The sequence below is a fragment of the Massilia sp. BSC265 genome (genome assembly GCF_000740675.1).
GTDB lineage: Bacteria > Pseudomonadota > Gammaproteobacteria > Burkholderiales > Burkholderiaceae_D > Telluria.
Window position 1 is genome coordinate 24,538 of sequence record NZ_JPXI01000032.1, and the last position, 16,730, is coordinate 41,267.

Consider the following 16,730-nt stretch of genomic DNA (forward strand, 5'->3'; position numbering starts at 1 on the left):
TCTAATCTTTGTTGCTGCTGAACAGGGCGTCGAACATCGAGCTGTTGCTCGACATTTGGTTCTGTAAAGCTTGCAGTTGAGTAAATTGCATCAGATAGCGCTGGTAAGCCGCGTCATACTGCTTATCGATCTTTTCCTGGCGAATGGCCGTCTCCGACAGCACTTTCGTGACTGCTTCCTGGCGTGTCTTGAGTTGCCCGTTGGTGGCACCGGTCCAGCCTTTGAGGTAGGTATCGAATTTGCCTGCCAGGCCAGTCGGCGTCGTCCCGGCGGTACTGCCGATCAGGGCGTCAAGGCCGGTCGGGTTCGCAGCCAGGGCCTTGTTGAGCCGGTTCGTGTCGAGCGACAGGGTGCCCAGGCGGTTGGCGGTGATGCCGTACAGTGCAAGGCTGTCGCCGCTGCTCGGACGCAGGATACTCAGGAGCCGTTCGCGCAAGGCGCCAACGCCGCTGTCACCTGCGAAGGGGCCGCCGGCGGTGCCTTTCGACGGGTCGCCGGGCGCCGTCAGCGCATCGATTGCGCTCTTGAGCTTGTTGTAGGTATCGACGAAAGCCTGCACGTTGGCGGTGGTCGCGCCCGTGTCGGAGCCGACCGTCAGGGTGACGGGAGCGGTGGTCGTCTTCGTGAAGTTCACGGTCACGCCGTCAATGCCGGTGAAGGTGTTGGTCGCCTGATCAATCAGCGGGCCGGACGTAGAGCCGATATGGATCTTGGCATTCTGTGCGGGCACCAGCTGCTTGACCGTATCGAAGGGAGAGGAGGGAGGGGGCGGATCGGTTTCGCTGTCGTGCGTGACCGTAATCGCGCTTGCGGTTCCTGTGTTCTTCGCAGTCAGCACGAGTTCGTACTTTCCAGGGCCGGTGCTGATGACGGAGGCGGTTACCAGTGACTTGTTGTCGTCCGATGCGTTGATGGCCGCAGCAATCTCGCGTGGCGTCAGCGGGTCATCGGGATTCGTATTGGCGGCCGCGAGATCGATGGTAATCGGGCGGGCATCGCCGACCTTGATTTCCAGGGAGCCAGTGACCTTACTGTCCTCGTTTAACGCATACGAGACCTGATGCGCGCTGGCCAGCGCCGTGACGTAGAACGAGTAGGTGCCGGCCACTGCCGTCGACTTGGCGGTGGCGCTGCCCACGCTCGTGTCGCTGAAGACTGCGGACTTGGCAAGCATGGTCTTGCTCGCACCGGTCATGCCAACCAGCGCCGTCTGGAAGCTACTGATCGCGGACCTCAGGCTGGACAATCCCTTTTCGGTGGCGCTGGCGCGTTGGGTTCGCGCCGTCAGGGCCTGCTGCTGCCCGAAGACGTATTTCTCCGCCAGTGCGGCCGCCGTGGCGGCTGGATCATAGGTTGGACTGGTGATGGCCATGTTGTTCTCCTCTATATGGGCATAGGCAGGCGACCTAGGTCGCCCGGCTCGCCATCCACGACTGGGTGGCGATATCGTCTTCGCGCTTGCGCACGACGCGATCATGTTCGCGCGCATGCAGCACTTGTTGTTGTTCCAGCACCTTGCCCAGCAGCTCGCGGCGGGTATAGGCGTCGGCCAGCTTGCGCTGGGACACCGCCATATTGGCTTCGTGCAGGGCCAGGTCGGTGCGGTGCAGGTCGGCCATCGCCATCACGTTCTGCTTGTAGGCGCCGCAGTTCAGCGCCAGCGCCGGCGGCAGTGCGCCGGTCGCGCCGCTGCCCGTGGCCAGCGCATCCAGGCGCGCCAGGTTGTTCTGGTAGCGCGTGCGGGTCGCTTCCTGGCTGGCCAGGTCGGCCTGCAGCCGGTCCACGTCGAGGCTGCGCAGCTGCACCAGGGTGCCGAGGCTGGCTATGGTCTGATCACGCTTCATGCCATCATCGCTTTCAGTTGTTCGACACAGCCGCCCATCGGCGCCTCTTCACGCGTGCCCTGGCACAGGAAGGCTTCGATCTGCGGATGCAGGCGCACCGCCTTGTCGGTTTCCGGATCGGCGCCCGGCACATAGGCGCCAAGCGGGATCAGGTCGCGCACTCTAGCGTGCTTCGCCAGCGCCGCCTTCAGCTTGCGCGCGGCGAGCTGGTGCTCCTGCGGCACCACCTGCGCCATGCAGCGCGAGATCGACTGGGCAACGTCGATCGCCGGATAGTGGCCGCGCTCGGCCAGTTCGCGGCTCAAGACGATGTGGCCGTCCAGGATCGCGCGGGCCGAATCGACCACCGGGTCCTGTTGGTCGTCGCCTTCGGCCAGCACGGTATAGATCGCGCTCATGCTGCCTTTCGGGTTCTCGCCGTTGCCGGCCGATTCCACCAGCTGCGGCAGGTTCGAGAACACCGAGGGCGGGTAGCCGCGCGTGGCCGGCGGCTCGCCCAGCGACAGCGCGACTTCGCGCAGCGCCATCGCGTAGCGGGTCAGCGAATCGCACAGCAGCAGCACGTTCTGGCCGCGGTCGCGGAAGTGGGCCGCGATCGAGTGGCACAGTTCGGTGGCCATGACGCGCATCAGGGGCGACTCGTCGGCCGGCGCCACCACCAGTACGGCGCGTTTCAAGCCGTCCGGGCCCAGCGATTTCTCGACGAATTCGCGCACCTCGCGGTTACGTTCGCCGATCAGGCCGACCACGATCACGTCGGCCACGGTCTGGCGCGTGATCAGGCCGAGCAGCACCGATTTACCGACGCCGGAACCGGCCATCAGGCCGACGCGCTGGCCCTTGCCGATGGTGAGCATGGCATTGATCGCACGCACGCCGACGTCCAGCGGTTCTTCCACCGGGCTCTTCCTCAGCGGGTTGACCTTGGGCGGCGTGATCGAAAGCGGCTGGTCGCCGCCGAGCTTGCCCAGGCCGTCGATCGGCTCGCCCATGCCGTTGACCATGCGGCCCATCCAGGATGGGCCGATCATCAGGTCCTGCTGGACGGGCGCCGGCAGCACGCGCGCGCCGGTCGCCAGGCCCGAGGCCTTCTTGAAGGGCATCAGGTAGCTGACCTTTTCCTTGAAACCGACCACCTGCGCGTCCAGCCAGCCGCCATCGACGGTCTCGATGCGGCAGCGCTGGCCGGTATGCAGCGGGCAGCCCACCGATTCCAGCAGCAGGCCCTGGGCGCCGACCAGGCGCCCGGTCGGGATGGCGACCGGCACCGCCCCGAGTTCGACTGCGCGCAGCTTGGCGGCAAGGGCCGTCATTGCGCGTCCTCCTCTTCCAGCAGCTGCTCGCGCACCTGGTCCATCACGGCGTTCAGGCGGCCCTGGCAGCCGGCGTCGACTTCATTGTCGCCGGAGCGCACCCGGCATTCGCCCGGTTCGAGAGCCGGGTCGGGCAGCAGGGTCCACTTCTTGGCGCGTTTCGGATCGAGCTCGAGCACGCGGCGCAGTTCTTCCGGATTCAGGAACACCTCGACAGCGTCGCGCGAAGGCGGCATCACGCTCAGGGCTTCCTCGACCAGGGCGAGCAGCTGCACCGGCTGCAGCGCCAGCTCGGCGCGGATCACCTGGCGTGCGATCTTGCCGACCAGGTCCACGACTTCCTTGCGCTGGGCGGCGCGCATGTCGGTCTTGAGCTTTTTCAGGCCTTTCAGCATGGCGTCGATCGGCTTGGACAGCTCCTCGAACTGGGCGAGCGCCATCGCGCGGCCCTCTTCGATGCCGCGCTGCAGGCCTTCGCTCTGGCCGACCGGGAAGCCGTCGGCGCGGCCCTGGTCCAGGCCTGCCTCGTAGCCTTCGCGCTGGCCCTGGCGGTAGCCGTCGGACAGCGCGGCCTGCCATTCCTCGGCCGAGCCGATGCCCGCCCCTGAACCTGCGGCCGCCGAGCCCTTGGGCAGGGCGCTGGTCAGCTGGTACAGGGGAGGGAAGTGATAGGGCCGGAACTGCTTCATTCGGCGGTCGCCTCGGCAAACAGGGCGATGTCGATCTCGCCGGCATCGGCCAGGTCCTTGACGGTGGCCATGATCTCGCGGCGGGTCTGTTCGATGCGCGACATCGGCACCGGTCCGGAGCGGCGCATCAGGTCTTCGAAGCTCTGGGCCTGGCGCTTCGGCATCGCGCCCAGGATGGCGTCGCGCAGCAGCGGCTCGGCGCCCTTGAGCGCGATCGCCCACTGCTCGAGCGGCACTTCGTCGAGCAGGCGGGTGATGACCTGTTCGGTCTGGCGCGACAGGATGAAGAAGTCATACATCGACATCTCGATCTGCGACACGACTTCCGGGTCGTGGGCGCGCAGCAGCTCCACCATGCCGGCGCGGTTGTCCTGCAGGCGGTTGAGGATCTCGGCGACCTGGCGCACGCCTTCCACGCTGGCGCTTTGCGTGTCGAGCGCGGACAGGCAGCGGTTCACCAGCTCTTCCAGTTCGTGCAGCACGTCGCGCTCGATCTCGTCGAGGTGGGCCATGTTCAGCAGCACCATCTCGCGTCCGTCCGCCGGCAGCGCTTCCAGGATCTGGGAGGCGAGGGCAGGCGGCAGGAAGGCCAGGAACACGGCTTGCATCTGCACGTGCTCGGTCGAGATGAACTCGGCCAGCCACTTCGGCGAGGCGTACTGCAGGCGCGCCATCATCGGGCGGATCTCGTCGCCGTAGATGGTGTTCAGGACGCTGTTGGCGATGTCGCTGCCGAGCGCCAGGTCGAGCGAGCGCTTCAGGTAGCTGCGCGAGGCGCCGTGCAGGCCGCTTTGCTGGCGATAATCATCGAAGAAATTCTGGACCGCCGACTTCACGGCGTCGACCTTGATGCCGCTCATGCGCGACATGACCTGGGTGAGCTCCAGCAGCTCTTCGCGCTCGAGGCAGCGCAGCACCGCGGCGGCGCCTTCTTCGCCGATCGAGAGCAGCACGATGGCAGCCTGCTCGACCGGGGTCAGGACGGCTTCGCCGCCTTCAGCGTTATTCAGTTCGGCCATGTTTTTTCTGTACCCATTGTTTGACGACTTCGGCAACGCGCTCAGGCTCTTTGCCGGCGAGGACTTTCAGGTGGTCGACCATCACGTCGACGGCCGAACCGGCCGGCGGAAGGTCGTAGTTTTCGAGCAGCGGGACCACCGGCATCTTGCCGGCGCCGGCATCGGCGGTAGCGGCAGCGGCGGCTGGCGCGGCCAGCGCGGCAGCGCTCCCCGCCGGCAGGGCGGCGACGGCGCCTTCCGGCATGGCAGCCGCACCGCCCGGCGCGCCCGGCAAGGCCGGCGCAGCAGGCATCAGCGGGGGCTGCGGCGCCAGGCGCGAGGTCGCCGCGCGCAGCAACGGGCGGGCCAGCAGGAAATAGGCGAGCAGCGCGCCGAGAGCATACAGGCCGTAATTGGTCATGTCGACGACGTTGTCGCGTTCCTGCCACCATTCCTGGGCCGCCGGCGCGGCCGGGAAGCTCAGGCTCGAGACGGTCAGCACGTCGCCGCGCGCGGCGTCGATGCCGAGGCCGCCCTTCAGGATCTTTTCGATGTTCGCCAGCTCGGCCGGGGTGTAGCCGACCTTCGGGTTGGCGGCGGTGGCATTGTTCAGCACGACCGCCACCGACAGCTTCTTCAGGCGGCCGCGCGAGCGCTTGATCTGGGTGATCGCGCGGTCGTAGGCATACTGGCGGGTGGTGGCGTTCTTGCGCGCGCTGCCGTCGTCGGGCTTCGCCGCGGCCTCCGGCGCCTGGCCATCGGCGGGATCGGCGGCCTGCGGCGGACGGTTCGACAGGGTGCCCGGCACGCCCAGCGCCATGCGGTTGCGCTCCATCTCTTCGCGCATCGCCTCGCTGGTGACCTTGGGCGCTTCGCCATACTTTTCCTGGGTTTCCTCGATCTTGTCGTTGTCGACGTCGGCGGTGACGGAGAGCTTGAAGTTGTTCACGCCGAGCACCGGCGCCAGCAGCTCGTTGACGTTGCTGCGCACTTCGTCCGTGTAGCGCTTGGCGGCGCTGTTGTCGCCCTGGCCCTGGGCCTGGCCGTCGTAGCCGTCGCTCAGGTCGACGCGCGAGGACAGGTAGTTGCCGGCCTGGTCGACCAGCGAAACGCGGCTTGGGCTCAGGTTGGCGACGCTGCTCGACACCATGTTGACGATGGCGGCGATCTGTTCGTTCGACAGCGAGCGGCCCGGCTTGACCGCGACCACCACCGACGCCGAGGACTGGTCGCCGGCGCCGGCAACGAAAGAGCTCGACTTGGCGATTGCCAGGTGCACGCGTGCCGACGCGATCGCGTCCATGGTCAGGATGCTCTGCGCCAGCTCGCCTTCGAGACCGCGGCGGAAGCGCACGTCCTGGACGAACTGCGATACGCCGAGCGGGTCGTTGCGGTCCATCAGCTCGAGGCCGGCCGGCAGCTGGGCGGTGACGCCCTTGGCGGCCAGCAGCATGCGCACCTTGCCCAGCTCACTCCCGGGCACCATCACCTGGCCGCTGTCCGGGTGGATGCGGTAGGGGATGGCTTCGGCCTCGAGCACGCTCATCATGTCGCTGGCGGCGACCTTTTCGCGCGCACCGAACACCGGCTTGTAATTGGACTGGTCCTGCCACAGGAACAGCATGACGGCGGCGGTGATGGCCACTGCCAGGCCGAGCAGCAGGGTGAGGTTGTTGCGCAGCGCAGGCGGCATGTCGGGCAGCGCCAGCTTCTTGCCGCCGACGGCGGCCTTGAGGGTCGAAATCACAGGATGTTCTCTTCGCTTCTCTGTAATAAGGGAGAGGTCAGACCGGCAGCTTGATCAGCTCGTCGACAGCGCCCATGACTTTGTTACGTACTTGCATGAGCATCGAGAAGGACAGGCTGGCCTGCTGGCTGGCCAGCATGGCGCCGACCAGGTCGTCACTCTTGCCGGCATCGACGGCGGCCATGCGTTCCCCGGCAGCGCGGTCTTCCGCGTCGACGCTGGCAATCGCATCCTTCATGGATTGCGTAAAGGAAAAAGTACCTTGCGAATTGTTAAATGCAGTGCCGGTCGACAGGTCGGCGGCTGGAGTAATGGCAAGGCGCTTGGCTTCATTTGTCAGGGCGGCAAGGTCAGCTTTGATCAGACCGGCAAGTTCAGTTCCCATTTCTCAATCCAGTACGAAAAGTGGTGTTGCGCGTGTTGTGCAGAGGCGACAAATTGTGTCTTGTTTTGTCGTTGGGCAGCCCGTCCAAGAGCTTGCTTTGTTAAATCGATGTCTACGAACGGCCGTTTTATTCTTGACCCTTTTGCTGGGTTTCCTCCCTGTGCGTACTAGGAAGAGGCCGGTTACTGCGATGCGATAGGAGAGATATTACCGTAGGGCAAGTGGGAAATCAAAGGCGAATGTCGAAGTCCTTGGCGTAAATCTCCATGTATAATAGTTTCCTTGAGGAATGAAAAAAAGTTATTTGCCGTTTCCTAGTGACCAATAAACAATGCCGATGAATCCACTCGACCGATCGCGCAAGGACGGAGCCGACCGTGCCGGAAAGTACCAGCGCGGTGACTATCAAGGTCATTACCAGGTACTCGATCCCAGCCTGCTGGGACGCCCGGTGCACCTGCTGCCCAAGTTCGCGCGCCGTTTTGCCGATGCCCTGGGCACGGCGATGGCCGGGCCCGGCGGGCGTCGCTACTGGGGTAGCTGGCGGCTGGCGAACCTGGCCTTCGAGCGTGCTCCCGACGAGGACGGCCTGCGCTGGCTGGGCGTGGCCGGCCCCCTGGGCACGGCCGCGGTCGCGTTCGAGCGCAGCCTCCTGCTGGACTTGCTGGAGGGCCGTTATGGCCGTAAAGGCAAGCCGGCAAGCGCCCCCGGCGCGCCGCGCGACCCCAGCCTCGAGCGCGTGACCGCGACCGAGGAGCGCCTGGCCGCTACCCTGACCGCGCAGCTGGTCGAACAGCTGCATGCGCGCGTGGCCGAAGGCCTGGCGGCGGTTGGCGTGGAGGTGCCGGGCGCGGACGCCGCGGTGGTGGAAGCCCCCTGCGCGACCAGTGCACCGGGCAAGGCCGGCTGGGTCATCCGCATGACCTTGGCCACCCATGGCGAGCAGCAGAGCCATTGCTGGATCGGCCTGGACCAGGAACTGATGGCCTATGTCTTGCAGGGTCTGAAGGAAGAGCGCAGCAGCGTGCGCACCGCGCGCGCCGGCAACGACGGCCTGTCCTCCGGCCTGTTCGTGAAGCTCGACGGGCGTTTGGTGAGCAAGGAAACGACGCTGGGTGCGCTGTTCGAGCTGAAGGTGGGCGACATCATTCCCGTGTCGGTCGGGCGCGCCGACGTGCTGCTGGACGAATCGCGCCTGTTCACGGCCGCCGTGGCCGAGCACAAAGGAAAGCTCTGTTTAACCTCTTTTGAAGATGCCGAGTAAATGGATATGAACCTCAACGATCAACTGACGGGTGACGTGATCATCGACGACCTCGAAGGCGTCGAAGCCGCGACTGCAGTGGCGGGCAAGAATGCCGCGCGTCAGCTGCCGCAGATGATGCGCCGCATCCCGGTGACCCTGACGCTGGAAGTGGGCTCGGCCCGCATCTCGCTGCAGGAACTGATGGCGATCGGCCCGAACTCGGTGGTGCCGCTCGACGCCCTGGCCGGCGAGCCGCTGGTCATCAAGGTCAATGGCGCGCCGATCGGCCGCGCCGAAGTCGTCGTCGCCGGCGAGCAGTATGGCCTGAAGGTCATCGACCTCGACGGCCTTAACCTGGACGCCCTGACGTCATGATGTTGGCAGTGGGCGGCGCGCGGGCTCGATCGCCCCGGCGCCGCATCGCGCTGGCGCTTGCTGGCGCGCTGGCATTGCCGCTGCTGCTGGTCGCGTTGCCTGCCGACGCCCAGCAGCAGGGGGCGAGCATCCTGCCCGGGGTGATCCCCGGCTCGACCCAGGGGATGACGGTCAAGTCGCAGATCCTGGTCCTGATGACCCTGCTCGGGCTGTTGCCCGTCATGGTCATGATGATGACCAGCTTCACCCGCTTCGTGATCGTGCTCTCGCTGCTGCGCCAGGCCCTCGGCCTGCAGCAGGGCCTGCCGAACCGGATCATCACCGGCATCGCGCTGATCCTGACCCTCCTGGTGATGCGTCCGGTCGGCGAAGCCGTGTGGCGCGACGCCTTCCTGCCCTATGACCGCGACAAGATCGGCCTGGAGCAGGCCTTGAAGATCGCCGAGGTGCCGGTGACGCGCTTCATGCTCGCCCAGACCAGCAAGACCTCGCTGGCCCAGGTCGCGCATCTGGCGGGCGAGCCGGCCAACCTGGCGCCCGAGCAGCGCAGCTTCACCGTCAAGCTGGCGGCCTTCGTGCTGTCCGAGCTGAAGACCGCTTTCCAGATCGGGGCGATGTTGTTCATTCCCTTCCTGATCATCGACCTGGTGGTGTCGTCGGTGCTGATGGCGATGGGCATGATGATGCTGTCTCCGCTGGTGATTTCGCTGCCCTTCAAGCTGCTGCTGTTCGTGCTGGTGGATGGCTGGACCCTGACCGTGAACACGCTGGTCGGCAGCATCCATGGTTATTAGCTATAAGCGACCGAACGAGAGAACTGATTAAATGAGTCCCGATATCGCAGTCGACCTGGTGGCCGAAGCCCTGCAGGTCGTGATGCTGCTGGTGCTGGTGCTGGTGGTGCCGGGCCTGATCATGGGCCTGATCGTGGCGCTGTTCCAGGCCGCGACCCAGATCAACGAGCAGACCCTGAGCTTCCTGCCGCGCCTGCTGGTGACGCTGGCGGCGGTGATCCTGGCCGGCCACTGGATGACGTCGACGCTGATGGATTACTGCGTCTCGGTCTTCCAGCGCGCGGCCACGCTCGCGTCCTGACGGGAACAAGAAAGACCGATGGAGCTGGTCGGCTTCCTGCTGCCGCTGATGAATGCCCTGTGGTGGCCGTTCGCCCGCATCATGGCGATGATGGCGACTGCGCCGGTGCTCGGCGAAGGCGCGGTTTCGGTGCCGGTGCGCGCGCTGCTGGCGGTCGCGCTGTCCTTCATGATGCTGCCGGTGACGACGCAGAACGCGGGGGCGCTGCCCGACCCGTTCTCGCTGGCCGGCGTGGTGACGATGTTCGAGCAGGCCGTGATCGGCGGCGTGACCGGCCTGGCGCTGCAGTTCGCGATGGCCGTCATCGCGATGCTCGGCTTCCTCGCATCGAGCCAGATCGGTTTCTCGATGGCGCAGATGAACGACCCGATGAACGGCCAGGCCTCGGACGTGGTGTCCGGCCTGCTGTCGCTGCTGGCGATCCTGGTGTTCTTCGGGATCGACGGCCACCTGGTCCTGATGGGCGTGGTCGGCCAGAGCTTCAAGGCCTGGCCGGTCGGCGCCGGCTACGGGCCGCTGCTGCTGGAGTCGGTGGCGCTGAACGTGGCCTGGGTGTTTTCCGCGGCGATGCTGCTGGCGCTGCCGATCGTGTTTTCGACCATGGTGGTGCAGATCGGTTTCGGTTTCCTGAACCGGGTCGCACCGAGTTTGAACCTGTTTTCGCTGGGCTTTTCGCTGGTGACGATCTTTGGACTCCTGATGCTGGTGCAGGTGGTGCGTTTCATCCCCGAGCACTATGTGGCAATGACCAACCAGATCCTGGAAATGCTGCAGCAGCAGATGAAGGTGGCGCATGTCCGATAACGGTACCGGTGGCGACAAGACCGAAAAGCCCTCGGCGCAGAAGCTCAAGAAGGCGCGCGAGGAGGGTCAGGTCGTCCGCTCCAAGGACCTGGCAACCGCGGTCGGCATCCTCATCAGCCTGAAGCTCTTCGCTATGCTGCTGCCCGGCTACATGGAATCCTTCCGCACGCTGTTCCGGCTGATCTACGTGCCGCTGGGCGAAGCCGGCGCGATCGAGAACGCGATGTCGGTGGTGTTCAGCAGCGCGCTGATGTTGCTGGTGAAGATGGTGCTGCCGCTGCTGGCGGTGCCGGCCGCGATCATTGCCGCCGGTGCGATCCCGGGCGGCTTCGTTGCGTCGGGCAAGAACATGGCGCCGAAGTTCAGCCGCCTGAGCCCGATCACGAACCTGGGCAACCTGTTCACGCAAAAGCACTGGATCGGCTTTGCGACCTCGACCGCCAAGGCGATCGTGCTGGGTTTCGTGCTGTGGCACGTGAGCAGCTCGGGCATGAAGGCCTACGTGGAGCTGCAGCGCATGCCGCTGTCCGACGCGCTGCTCGGGGGCGCCGACCTGATGCTGGACGGACTGATGGCGCTGGTGGCGGTGTTCGTGGTGTTCGCGCTGGTCGACGTGCCGGTGCAGTCCTTCCTGTTCACGAAAAACCAGCGCATGAGCAAGCAGGAACTGAAGGAAGAACACAAGAGCAACGAGGGCAAGCCCGAGGTGAAGCAGCGCATCCGCCAGCTGCAGCACCAGCTGGCCCAGCGCAGCGTGCGCAAGAGCGTGCCGACGGCGGACGTGGTGATCGTCAACCCGGAGCACTACGCAGTGGCGCTGAAGTACGACACCAACCGCGCCGAGGCCCCCTTCGTGGTGGCCAAGGGCGTCGACGAGATGGCGCTGTACATCAAGCGCATCGCGCGCGAGCACGACATCGAGACACTGTCGCTGCCGCCGCTGGCGCGCGCGATCTACAACACCAGCCAGGTGCAGCAGCAGATCCCTGCGCAGCTGTACCAGGCGGTGTCGCAGGTATTGAACTACGTCCTACAACTGAACGCGTTCCGTGCAGGCCGGCGCCAGGCGCCCCCACGGTTCCCCAACGAGGTGGTCGTCCCATCGCATTTGAGTGAGGTTTCCGCATGAATTCCGTCAACGCATTTGTCTCGGAGCTGAAGCGCCACAAGTTCGCCGGCCCTGCCTTCCTGATCGCGCTGCTGGCGATGATCATGCTGCCGCTGCCGCCGGTGCTGCTGGACGTGCTGTTCACGTTCAACATCGTGCTGGCGCTGATCGTGATCCTGGTGTCGGTAACGGCCAAGCGGCCGCTCGACTTCTCGGTGTTCCCGACCGTGATCCTCGGCACCACCCTGATGCGCCTGGCGCTGAACGTGGCCTCGACCCGCGTGGTGCTGCTCAATGGTCATAACGGTCCGCACGCAGCCGGTAACGTGATCGAATCCTTCGCCAACGTCGTCATCGGCGGCAACTTCGTGGTCGGCCTGGTGGTGTTCGTGATCCTCATGATCATCAACTTCATCGTGGTGACCAAGGGCGCGGAACGTATCTCGGAAGTCTCGGCGCGCTTCACCCTGGACGCGCTGCCGGGCAAGCAGATGGCGATCGACGCCGACCTGAACGCGGGCCTGATCAACCAGGAAAAAGCGACCCAGCGGCGCAAGGACGTGGCGGCCGAAGCCGACTTCTACGGCGCCATGGACGGCGCCTCGAAGTTCGTGCGCGGTGACGCCATCGCCTCGATCCTGATCCTGATCATCAACCTGGTGGGCGGTATCGCCATCGGCGCCCTGATGTACGACCTGCCGCTGGGCGAATCCTTCAAGGTCTACGCGCTGCTGACCATCGGCGACGGCCTGGTGTCCCAGATCCCGGCGCTGCTGCTGTCGGCGGCGGCGGCGATCCTGGTGACCCGCATCGGCGAATCGGGCGACCTGGAGAAGCAGGTGAGTAGCCAGATGCTGGCCCAGCCGGCGGTGCTGTTCTCGGTGGCGGGCGTGATGGTCGTTCTCGGCCTGGTGCCGGGCATGCCGATGGCTACCTTCTTCATCTTCGCCGCAGTGGTCGCTTATGTCGGCTGGAAGCTAACCAAGCGCGTCAAGGCGCCCGACAACGCCGGCGTGGAAGCGATCGAAGCCGCGCTGCGCGACGAGCGCGCGCCGGAGCTCGACTGGCAGGCGCTGCCGGTGGTGCAGCCGGTCACGGTGGCGGTGGGCTACAAGCTGGTCGGCATGTTGGACAAGGCCCAGGGCGAGCCCTTACCTAAGCGCATCAAGGGCCTGCGCCAGAGCCTGTCGGAGCAGATGGGCATGCTGTTGCCGAACATCGGCGTGCGCGACGACCTGGCGCTGCGCCCCTCGCAGTATTCGATCAGCCTGTCGGGCATCGTGGTGGCCGAAGCCGAAGTGATGCCGGACCACCTGATGGCGATCCCGTCGCCGAACGTGTACGGCGAGCTGGACGGCATCCCCGGCATCGAGCCGGCCTACGGCATGGCGATCACCTGGATCCTGCCCGAGCAGAAGGCCGATGCGCTGGGCCTGGGCTACCAGGTGGTCGAAGTGGCCAGCGCGATCGCGACCCACACTTCGAAGGTGGTGCGCGAATACCTGCACGAGCTGTTCCGCCACGAGGACGTGCCGGCGATCCTGGAGCGCCTGCAGGCGCTGTCGCCGAAGCTGGCAGGAGCGCTGGAAAAAGCGCTCACCCACACCCAGCTGCTGCGCGTGTTCCGCGTGCTGCTGCAGGAAGGCGTGTCGCTGAAGGACATCGTGGTGATCGCCACCACGCTGCTGGACAGTTCGGAGACCACCAAGGACCCGATCCTGCTGGCGGCCGAGGTGCGCTGTGCGCTGCGGCGCCAGATCGTGTCCAGCCTGTTCGGGAAGAAGAAGGACATGCCAGCCTTTAACCTGTCGGCCGAACTGGAGAACATGCTGCTCGGTTCCCTGAACCAGGCGCGCCAGAACAACGGCGGCAAGGTGGCGCTCGACAACTACCCGATCGACCCGCAACTGCTGTCCCAACTGCAGATCAACATGCCGGTGGCGCGCGAGCAGATGAAGCAGCAGCACACCCCGCCGCTGCTGCTGGTGCTGCCGCAGGTGCGTCCGCTGCTGGCGCGCTACGCGAAGCTGTTCGCGCCGGGGCTGCACGTGCTGTCGTATAACGAGATTCCCGAGAACCGGGACGTGTCTATCGTCGGGACGGTTGGTTGAACGGACGGTAAGTCTCATTTTGTGGTGAAATAATATTTCACCGAAATACTACTTATGTAAGATTATTTCACGCCGGCTGGGACTGAGGTTCAGCACCGGATTCGGCGGCGTGGCTGCGCGGCAGCACCAGGGCCAACTCGGCCACGGCACGGAAAACGGGAAGCGTCAGCACCTGCACCACGTCGTGCGACGGCATCCGCGCATGGGCCGGCGCCAGCGGCAACCGGTCGCGGTAGCGCCAACGCAGCACCTGCAGGCCGGCGCGTTCGACGGCGTCGGCCAGCACCGGCTGCAGCGTGCGCAGGCGTTCCAGCGCCGCCGCGCCGGGCGCACACAGTTCCAGCGCCAGCCCGCCGGGCATCGGTTCCACCTGAAGCACCACGATCGTGCCGTCGTCCAGTTCCAGCTCGAGGCGCAGCGCGGCGCGTGCATTGCGGCGGCGGCCGCCCGGGCCGTCGGGCTGCTCCTGCACCACGCCCAGGTGCTGGTCCTTCGGACCGCCCGCATGCACCGTGAAGCGCCATGCGTCCTGCAGCAGAAGGGGGTGATCCGCCTGGCGCAGCACGCGTCCTTCCTGGTTCGCGGCCAGCACTGCCGGCGGCAGCTGTCCCATGTGGGCGCGCAGCTCGCGGTCGGTCACCTGCTTGCCGTACTGGCGCACCATGGCCTGCCAGGATGCGGCCAGGGTGCGGCCGTCGGCTGCCTGGAAATGCAGCTGGCGCGCCAGGAAGACCTGGTCGGGGCGCATGGCGAGTCCTTCCGGCCCGGGTTCCGCCGGCGCCGCCGGTGCGGCGGCGTGGGGCAGGGGCAGCGGCAAGGGCAGCTCGCCGCCGTCGAAGGGCGTGAGGGCGACCGGCGCAGCGGCGGCAACGGTGCCGACGCCGAGCGGCGTCGCCGCAGGTGGCAGGAGAGGGACGATGGAAGGGATGGTGCTCATGACGATTCACCTATGAAAAAAGGCCAGCCGTTCGCGGGCTGGCCTTCGATACTACCGGAACAGCTACCCGGGAAGCTGGTATTACTGCACCAGCATTACTGCAGCAGCGACATGACCATCGAGGACATGCTGTTGGTCTGCTTGAGCATCGCGGTGCCGGCTTGCATCAGCATCTGCTTGGCGGTCATGTTCGACGATTCGGTGGCGAAGTCAACGTCCAGGATGCGGCCGGTGGCGTTCTTGGTGTTGGTGCTGACGTTGGCCAGGTTGTTGTAGACGTGATCCAGGCGGTTGGCAGCGGCGCCCAGTGCCGAGCGGACGGTGCTGACGCCTTCGATAGCAGTCTTCAGTCGGTCGATGTTCGCGTTTGCGTTTTCGGTGCCAGTACGGGCGGCGTTGCCCGTGGCACCTGTCGCCGTGTCCATCTCCGCCCCGGTAGTCGCCAGCAGTTCTTTGCCAGCAACGTTTGCCTTCACCATCGCGACCTCGGGCGTCGCCGTATCATTATCAGTGTCTTCGGTAGCAAGCGCACCGCCATCGAATGCTGAAGCTGCTTTAGTGATTGCCCTATGCATGGAATTGAGCTCGGTCGAGACGTTCAGCGACATCTGCTCGGTCTTCTCTGCGCCAATCTGGAAGGATACTGCGCTGCGCAGCTTGCCCGAAGCGTTGTTCAACAGCGAAGTACCACCGAAGCTGGTGTTCTTGACGATGTTGGTCAGTTCATTGGTCAGCGACGTGTATTCGCCCTGCATTGCGGTGCGGTCGTCATCCGACGAAGAGCCGTCGGCTGCCTGGGTAGCCAGGTCCTTCATGCGGGTCAGGATGTTGGTGACTTCGTTCAGCGCGCCTTCGGCGGTCTGCAGCATCGAGATCGAATTCTGGGTATTGCGCATTGCCACGGCCATGCCGCTGGTCTGGGCTTTCAGGCGGGTGGCGATCTGCAGGCCGGCGGCGTCGTCCATGGCCGAGTTGATGCGGTAGCCGGTCGACAGGCGGGTCATCGAGGTCGACAGCGAGGACTGGGTACGGCCCAGCGAATTTTGCGCGGAAAGGGTCGCGGCGTTGGTGTGAAGGCTCAGCATGGTGAACTCCTGAATTAAGAATCTGGTGGGAGGTCGCGCTCGTCGCGCTCTCATAAGTACAAGACGACCGGTTTCGCTAGCCCATTAAGTGCCGTACGGAAATTCTTTCATGGCCGCCCATCCATGAAAAAAGGCCAACCCTTTACAGGCTGGCCTTCGGTATCGCCGGAACAGGTGCCGGGAAGCGAGTATTACTGCAGCAGCGACATGACCATCGAGGACATGCTGTTGGTCTGCTTGAGCATCGCGGTGCCGGCTTGCATCAGCATCTGCTTGGCGGTCATGTTCGACGATTCGGTAGCGAAGTCGACGTCCATGATGCGGCCGGTGGCGTTCTTGGTGTTGGTGCTGACGTTGGCCAGGTTGTTGTAGACGTGATCCAGGCGGTTGGCAGCGGCGCCCAGTGCCGAGCGGACGGTGCTGACGCCTTCGATAGCAGTCTTCAGGCGATCGATATTCAAGTTGGCGTTTTGAGTGCCCGTACGAGCGGTGCCGGTGCCGGTGCCGCCAACAGTAAGATCTTCGGCAGCAGTAGTTGCAAGCAGTTCTTTGCCGGCGATATTCGATTGCGCCCAGTCTTCTTCTGGGGTAGGACCATCGTCATTGTCATGATTTTCGGTAACCTTGCCGCCGTTGAAAGCCGCGGATGAAGCGCTGATGGCTTGGTGCATCGAGGTCAGTTGAGCCGACACATCCAGACCCATCTGTTCGGTGCTGGCCGAACCGATTTGGAACGACACGTTGGAGGCCAGCTTGCCCGACGCGTTGTTGAGCAGTGCGGTGCCGCCGAAGCTGGTGTTCTTGACGATGTTGGTCAGTTCGTTCGTCAGCGACGTGTATTCGCCCTGCATTGCGGTGCGGTCATCGTCCGACGAAGAGCCGTCGGCTGCCTGGGTAGCCAGGTCCTTCATGCGGGTCAGGATGTTGGTGACTTCGTTCAGCGCGCCTTCGGCGGTCTGCAGCATCGAGATCGAATTCTGGGTATTGCGCATT

Annotated in this window: 17 protein-coding genes; 7 read left to right on the forward strand and 10 right to left on the reverse strand. The window is 65.1% G+C overall.

Annotation, left to right across the window (positions count from 1 at the left end):
* Position 1: 1 nt before the first annotated feature.
* The 7 genes from fliD to MA09_RS12085 are packed head-to-tail and all read right to left on the reverse strand — an operon-like array spanning position 2 to position 6,976.
* The gene (fliD, locus tag MA09_RS12055; protein WP_036248701.1) at positions 2 to 1,372 is read right to left on the reverse strand and encodes a flagellar filament capping protein FliD; all 1,371 of its coding nucleotides are present in this window, start codon (positions 1,370 to 1,372) and stop codon (positions 2 to 4) included.
* A gap of 34 nt (positions 1,373 to 1,406) precedes the next feature.
* Positions 1,407 to 1,844 (reverse strand): flagellar export protein FliJ, encoded by a 438-nt coding sequence (locus MA09_RS12060; protein WP_036248702.1) that lies wholly within the window; start codon positions 1,842 to 1,844, stop codon positions 1,407 to 1,409.
* Positions 1,841 to 3,157, reverse strand: coding sequence for a flagellar protein export ATPase FliI (gene fliI, locus MA09_RS12065; RefSeq protein ID WP_036248705.1), 1,317 nt, complete (start codon positions 3,155 to 3,157; stop codon positions 1,841 to 1,843). Before fliI ends, MA09_RS12060 begins: the two co-directional genes overlap by 4 nt.
* On the reverse strand, positions 3,154 to 3,846 hold the full coding sequence (fliH, locus tag MA09_RS12070; RefSeq protein ID WP_036248707.1) for a flagellar assembly protein FliH: 693 nt from the start codon (positions 3,844 to 3,846) through the stop codon (positions 3,154 to 3,156). The genes fliI and fliH overlap by 4 nt, the downstream gene beginning before the upstream one ends.
* Positions 3,843 to 4,865: a FliG C-terminal domain-containing protein gene (locus tag MA09_RS12075; protein ID WP_036248710.1), complete on the reverse strand. Its 1,023-nt coding sequence runs from the start codon at positions 4,863 to 4,865 to the stop codon at positions 3,843 to 3,845. The genes fliH and MA09_RS12075 overlap by 4 nt, the downstream gene beginning before the upstream one ends.
* Positions 4,849 to 6,591 carry a flagellar basal-body MS-ring/collar protein FliF gene (gene fliF, locus MA09_RS12080; protein WP_036248713.1) on the reverse strand — a complete coding sequence of 581 codons (1,743 nt, stop codon included), beginning with the start codon at positions 6,589 to 6,591 and terminating at the stop codon, positions 4,849 to 4,851. Before fliF ends, MA09_RS12075 begins: the two co-directional genes overlap by 17 nt.
* 37 nt (positions 6,592 to 6,628) lie before the next feature.
* Positions 6,629 to 6,976, reverse strand: a complete 348-nt coding sequence (locus tag MA09_RS12085) for a flagellar hook-basal body complex protein FliE (RefSeq protein ID WP_036248716.1) — start codon at positions 6,974 to 6,976, stop codon at positions 6,629 to 6,631.
* Positions 6,977 to 7,313: 337 nt separating this feature from the next.
* Between MA09_RS12085 and MA09_RS12090 the strand changes: the two genes are divergently transcribed.
* From MA09_RS12090 to MA09_RS12120, 7 genes are read left to right on the forward strand one after another with little or no spacing between them, the layout of a single operon-like run.
* Positions 7,314 to 8,240, forward strand: coding sequence for a hypothetical protein (locus tag MA09_RS12090; RefSeq protein ID WP_161783217.1), 927 nt, complete (start codon positions 7,314 to 7,316; stop codon positions 8,238 to 8,240).
* The gene (locus MA09_RS12095; RefSeq protein WP_036248719.1) at positions 8,241 to 8,597 is read left to right on the forward strand and encodes a FliM/FliN family flagellar motor switch protein; all 357 of its coding nucleotides are present in this window, start codon (positions 8,241 to 8,243) and stop codon (positions 8,595 to 8,597) included.
* Positions 8,594 to 9,391 (forward strand): flagellar type III secretion system pore protein FliP, encoded by a 798-nt coding sequence (gene fliP, locus MA09_RS12100; protein WP_036248722.1) that lies wholly within the window; start codon positions 8,594 to 8,596, stop codon positions 9,389 to 9,391. Before MA09_RS12095 ends, fliP begins: the two co-directional genes overlap by 4 nt.
* A 31-nt stretch (positions 9,392 to 9,422) precedes the next feature.
* A complete protein-coding gene (gene fliQ / locus MA09_RS12105; protein WP_036248724.1) occupies positions 9,423 to 9,692 on the forward strand; it encodes a flagellar biosynthesis protein FliQ in 270 nt (89 codons plus the stop codon).
* Positions 9,693 to 9,710: 18 nt separating this feature from the next.
* Positions 9,711 to 10,496 carry a flagellar biosynthetic protein FliR gene (gene fliR / locus MA09_RS12110; RefSeq protein WP_036248727.1) on the forward strand — a complete coding sequence of 262 codons (786 nt, stop codon included), beginning with the start codon at positions 9,711 to 9,713 and terminating at the stop codon, positions 10,494 to 10,496.
* Positions 10,486 to 11,625 carry a flagellar type III secretion system protein FlhB gene (gene flhB / locus MA09_RS12115; protein ID WP_036248730.1) on the forward strand — a complete coding sequence of 380 codons (1,140 nt, stop codon included), beginning with the start codon at positions 10,486 to 10,488 and terminating at the stop codon, positions 11,623 to 11,625. The genes fliR and flhB overlap by 11 nt, the downstream gene beginning before the upstream one ends.
* Complete coding sequence (locus MA09_RS12120; protein ID WP_036248732.1) at positions 11,622 to 13,715, forward strand: flagellar biosynthesis protein FlhA; 2,094 nt, start codon at positions 11,622 to 11,624, stop codon at positions 13,713 to 13,715. The genes flhB and MA09_RS12120 overlap by 4 nt, the downstream gene beginning before the upstream one ends.
* A 67-nt stretch (positions 13,716 to 13,782) precedes the next feature.
* Here MA09_RS12120 and MA09_RS25045 read toward each other — a convergent pair whose 3' ends face one another.
* The 3 genes from MA09_RS25045 to MA09_RS12135 form a co-directional block, all read right to left on the reverse strand.
* The gene (locus MA09_RS25045; RefSeq protein WP_051933393.1) at positions 13,783 to 14,652 is read right to left on the reverse strand and encodes a hypothetical protein; all 870 of its coding nucleotides are present in this window, start codon (positions 14,650 to 14,652) and stop codon (positions 13,783 to 13,785) included.
* A gap of 95 nt (positions 14,653 to 14,747) precedes the next feature.
* On the reverse strand, positions 14,748 to 15,737 hold the full coding sequence (locus tag MA09_RS12130) for a flagellin (protein WP_036248734.1): 990 nt from the start codon (positions 15,735 to 15,737) through the stop codon (positions 14,748 to 14,750).
* Positions 15,738 to 15,928: 191 nt separating this feature from the next.
* Positions 15,929 to 16,729, reverse strand: coding sequence for a flagellin (locus MA09_RS12135; protein WP_036248737.1), 801 nt, complete (start codon positions 16,727 to 16,729; stop codon positions 15,929 to 15,931).
* Position 16,730 lies beyond the last annotated feature (1 nt).

Coding starts and splice junctions, on each gene's coding strand:
- MA09_RS12120 (WP_036248732.1), top strand. CDS start 11,622: ATGAATTCCGTCAACGCATTTGTCTCGGAGCTGAAGCGCCACAAGTTC.
- MA09_RS12060 (WP_036248702.1), bottom strand. CDS start 1,844: ATGAAGCGTGATCAGACCATAGCCAGCCTCGGCACCCTGGTGCAGCTG.
- MA09_RS12095 (WP_036248719.1), top strand. CDS start 8,241: ATGGATATGAACCTCAACGATCAACTGACGGGTGACGTGATCATCGAC.
- MA09_RS12135 (WP_036248737.1), bottom strand. CDS start 16,729: ATGCGCAATACCCAGAATTCGATCTCGATGCTGCAGACCGCCGAAGGC.
- flhB (WP_036248730.1), top strand. CDS start 10,486: ATGTCCGATAACGGTACCGGTGGCGACAAGACCGAAAAGCCCTCGGCG.
- fliR (WP_036248727.1), top strand. CDS start 9,711: ATGGAGCTGGTCGGCTTCCTGCTGCCGCTGATGAATGCCCTGTGGTGG.
- MA09_RS12075 (WP_036248710.1), bottom strand. CDS start 4,865: ATGGCCGAACTGAATAACGCTGAAGGCGGCGAAGCCGTCCTGACCCCG.
- fliH (WP_036248707.1), bottom strand. CDS start 3,846: ATGAAGCAGTTCCGGCCCTATCACTTCCCTCCCCTGTACCAGCTGACC.
- fliI (WP_036248705.1), bottom strand. CDS start 3,157: ATGACGGCCCTTGCCGCCAAGCTGCGCGCAGTCGAACTCGGGGCGGTG.
- fliP (WP_036248722.1), top strand. CDS start 8,594: ATGATGTTGGCAGTGGGCGGCGCGCGGGCTCGATCGCCCCGGCGCCGC.
- fliQ (WP_036248724.1), top strand. CDS start 9,423: ATGAGTCCCGATATCGCAGTCGACCTGGTGGCCGAAGCCCTGCAGGTC.
- MA09_RS12130 (WP_036248734.1), bottom strand. CDS start 15,737: ATGCTGAGCCTTCACACCAACGCCGCGACCCTTTCCGCGCAAAATTCG.
- MA09_RS25045 (WP_051933393.1), bottom strand. CDS start 14,652: ATGAGCACCATCCCTTCCATCGTCCCTCTCCTGCCACCTGCGGCGACG.
- MA09_RS12090 (WP_161783217.1), top strand. CDS start 7,314: ATGAATCCACTCGACCGATCGCGCAAGGACGGAGCCGACCGTGCCGGA.
- fliD (WP_036248701.1), bottom strand. CDS start 1,372: ATGGCCATCACCAGTCCAACCTATGATCCAGCCGCCACGGCGGCCGCA.
- MA09_RS12085 (WP_036248716.1), bottom strand. CDS start 6,976: ATGGGAACTGAACTTGCCGGTCTGATCAAAGCTGACCTTGCCGCCCTG.